Source organism: Shewanella sp. (genome assembly GCF_013214165.1).
Taxonomy (GTDB): Bacteria; Pseudomonadota; Gammaproteobacteria; order Enterobacterales; family Shewanellaceae; genus Shewanella.
Map to the genome: position 1 here is coordinate 1 of NZ_JABSSM010000174.1, position 2337 is coordinate 2337.

Sequence of the window (2337 nt, forward strand, 5' to 3'; positions counted from 1 at the left end):
GTACTCAATATTGGTAGTGGGGAATCGGGATGGAATGGTCAAGATGGCTGGCAAGAGACTCAAGATATCAATCGTGGCAACCTGGCAAAGCTGAGTCTGGGTATGACTCGAGATCAAGTTAGCGTCTTGATGGGAACTGCAGACTTTAACGAAGCTTATATCGAGAAAGATAAAGAGGTTCATGTGCTTTTTTATCGCACACAGCATAAGAAGGGAGATGGTAAAACCACAAAAGATGAATGTACTCCTGTGGTTATCAGCAATAATTCCCTTGTAGGCTGGGGCAATATGGCCTACAAAAATATCTAGTTCGTAAATTAAATCACCTAAGTTGGGCGTCTAAATGATCGATTAACTCAGACCATTGGGCGTCCTCTTCAATGGCTTCTTTTAAGAAGCTCTTCTGAGAATCATTCCAAAAATCTGCCTGACAGAGCAAAACATTTGCGGGTACCGTATGATTGGCGATAAATGTGTCAATACTCTGCTCGCTATTATCTAATCCTAATTGATCAAACAGATGACTAAGATCTTGAGGTGTGGTGTCCATATTATTGGTTTCCTATTGATTATTGTATAACACGCTGGCTTCAATATTAGTATGGATCAAACTTCATTACATTGACGGATAAATAAGGCTTTGTGATTAATATTTACACGCTTTAACTTGCTTGCTACATTGGTTGTTAATTGATTTAGATCAAGGGATAACTTAAACCTATGGCAACAGATAATCAAACATTAGCAAGCTACCGAGCGGTATACCTAACGGCTGAAGATCTTCGCGTGGCAGCTTCGATACTTTATAACGCCTACCACGATGACCCTTTTTTTATTGAATCACTTCACTCTGGTGACCTTGCCATGTATGAGCAAAAGCTCAGGGGGGCTATCAGGGAGGAGTTAAATGAATTGTGGCAGCAAGAGCAGACCTTAATTGGCTTATTTGAGGGAGAGCGAATGCTTGGAGTTGCATGTATTGTCTCTCAGCAACTGCCTCTGGGGGAGTCTCGATATTGGCATTGGCGGCTAAAGATGCTTATCAGTACCGGTTGGCAATCGACACAGGCCTTGATCAAGAAAGAATCCTGTGTGTTAGAGCACCTGCCTAGTTCGAATTGCGGCATTTTACAATTTATTGCGGTGTCGCCTATTGAACAGAATAAAGGCTTAGGTAGCAAGTTGGTACAAGCAGTTTTGAGCTGGTGTGATGAACAACCTGAAATGGATGGCATAGGTGTTTTTGCCAGTGAACAGCCACATGCTCAGTTGTTCAGTCAACATGGTTTTACCGCCCTAGAGACGCTCTTCATCGGTAAACTTGAGGGAGAGTTATTGTTTTATCGAGGACAAGATAATGAGTAAGCCTAATATTGAAACATGTTTGTGTGACAATTATGCATAGGGGGGAGCCGATACGATACCAATCGTTTAAAGAATTTTATCCTTTCTACCTAGCGCAGCATGAAAATCCTGTTTGTCGACATCTGCATTATCTCGGCAGTGTATTGGTGCTGTTTATTCTCTGTATGAGCATTTTCAGTGGTAATGACCACTTACTTATCGTTCTGCCGATAGCCGGCTATGGTTTTGCTTGGCTGGGTCACTTCATGTTTGAGAAAAACCGTCCGGCAACATTTCAATATCCGTTATATAGTTTTATGGCGGACTGGGTGATGCTAGCTCAGAGAGTCGCACAATTATTTAAAAGATAAACTTGCAGCAAACTAGGCGAGCTCGGTAAATGCCAACATAGTCCTGAGTCTCTATGAAATATCTCTTATGTTCATGTGGGACAAAGTAGAGGGGAATTCACTGGCCATGATTGTTGGTATGATTTGGTATAAGGATCGCCAAATAAAATGGACCCAGCAAAGAGAAAGTAAGCTAGATAATTAAGGATGATGCAGGGGGCGAGTAAGTTAGCTCGATAGCTAAAGAGTATAAGTATCGGGCACGCCTAATGGTGTGCCCTTTCTTTTGGTGTGTTCGGTGAATAGTCGACACTTATTGAATACGGCTAAAAGATAATATCGTAAACATGCTGGTCTTCATCTTTATTTGCTTCCATTTGCGTGCGACATCTCTCACATGAATGTAAGACAAGAGCATTACTTTGTCATAGTTATGCTACACGGCGTGATATATCCTTTTTTAAAACAGTACGTTGGTGTCGCACCCGATGAGGATGTTAATCGATGCTGATTTTACTGATGAGTATTTAAACATTATTAGTATCAAGATCCTCTAAAATTTAACTCGTACAAGGAAATGTATGAAGTGATCAGGAAGATTGTATACACGGAATGTACTGAAAGGAATCGACAAGGAGGCTTT

Annotated in this window: 4 protein-coding genes; 3 read left to right on the forward strand and 1 reads right to left on the reverse strand. The window is 41.2% G+C overall.

The features are described from left to right. Positions 1-309 (forward strand): DUF3192 domain-containing protein (locus HRU42_RS21025; RefSeq protein ID WP_295034039.1); only part of this gene is annotated, 309 nt, incomplete at its 5' end. Between the two features lie 13 nt (positions 310-322). Here HRU42_RS21025 and HRU42_RS21030 read toward each other — a convergent pair. Continuing rightward, positions 323-550, reverse strand: coding sequence for a DUF2789 domain-containing protein (locus HRU42_RS21030; RefSeq protein WP_295034040.1), 228 nt, complete (start codon positions 548-550; stop codon positions 323-325). A 170-nt stretch (positions 551-720) separates the two neighbouring features. Here HRU42_RS21030 and HRU42_RS21035 point away from each other — a divergent pair, with 170 nt between their 5' ends. Then, on the forward strand, positions 721-1365 hold the full coding sequence (locus HRU42_RS21035; protein WP_295034042.1) for a GNAT family N-acetyltransferase: 645 nt from the start codon (positions 721-723) through the stop codon (positions 1363-1365). Between the two features lie 32 nt (positions 1366-1397). Further along, positions 1398-1715: a DUF962 domain-containing protein gene (locus tag HRU42_RS21040; RefSeq protein WP_295034044.1), complete on the forward strand. Its 318-nt coding sequence runs from the start codon at positions 1398-1400 to the stop codon at positions 1713-1715. The last annotated feature ends 622 nt before the right edge of the window (positions 1716-2337 follow it).

What these genes read in the sequence shown, in the direction of transcription:
- HRU42_RS21030 (WP_295034040.1), bottom strand. Translation starts at nt 550, where the DNA reads ATGGACACCACACCTCAAGATCTTAGTCATCTGTTTGATCAATTAGGA.
- HRU42_RS21035 (WP_295034042.1), top strand. Translation starts at nt 721, where the DNA reads ATGGCAACAGATAATCAAACATTAGCAAGCTACCGAGCGGTATACCTA.
- HRU42_RS21040 (WP_295034044.1), top strand. Translation starts at nt 1,398, where the DNA reads ATGCATAGGGGGGAGCCGATACGATACCAATCGTTTAAAGAATTTTAT.